1 protein-coding gene is annotated in these 425 nt (G+C 36.2%); it reads right to left on the bottom strand.

Annotated elements, in window-relative coordinates; all coding sequences use genetic code 11:
- On the bottom strand, positions 1–258 hold a 258-nt coding region (locus tag CWB78_RS18270), incomplete at its 3' end, for a LysR family transcriptional regulator (RefSeq protein ID WP_138596829.1).
- Positions 259–425: the final 167 nt, after the last annotated feature.

Raw genomic sequence — 425 nt, 5'->3', positions numbered from 1 at the left:
AAGCGACTTGAAATTAATAATAGCATAGAGTACTTTACGCACATCGGTCACTAAAAGTTTAACTGCAGGGGTAAACACGGCTCGTCGACCTTGGCGCTGAAACAAGGTTACCTTTAATTGCTCTTCAAGTTTATTACCAATATACGACAAGGCTGAGGGTAGTTTATTCAGTTGCTCTGCTGCGGTTGTGTAACTGCCACGTTGCTCTATTGCGTCCAGTAGCAGTAAAGCTTCTATGGTTATAGGGGGTTTATTCATTATCATTCCCTATATTAACTGTTCAAAATATTTTAACATATAGAGCAAAAAATAGGAGGGATATAATTTAAATTCAACTTATACAATACCTGCATCCTCTATTGGAAAAAAACAGGTGAAAAATAGTAAGATTATAAATAGTACAACCGCCCTCAAAAAATATGAAG

The sequence above is a fragment of the Pseudoalteromonas sp. S1612 genome (assembly GCF_005887175.1).
GTDB classification, from domain to species: domain Bacteria; phylum Pseudomonadota; class Gammaproteobacteria; order Enterobacterales; family Alteromonadaceae; genus Pseudoalteromonas; species Pseudoalteromonas undina.
This window is presented reverse-complemented; position numbering and strand designations above follow the sequence as displayed.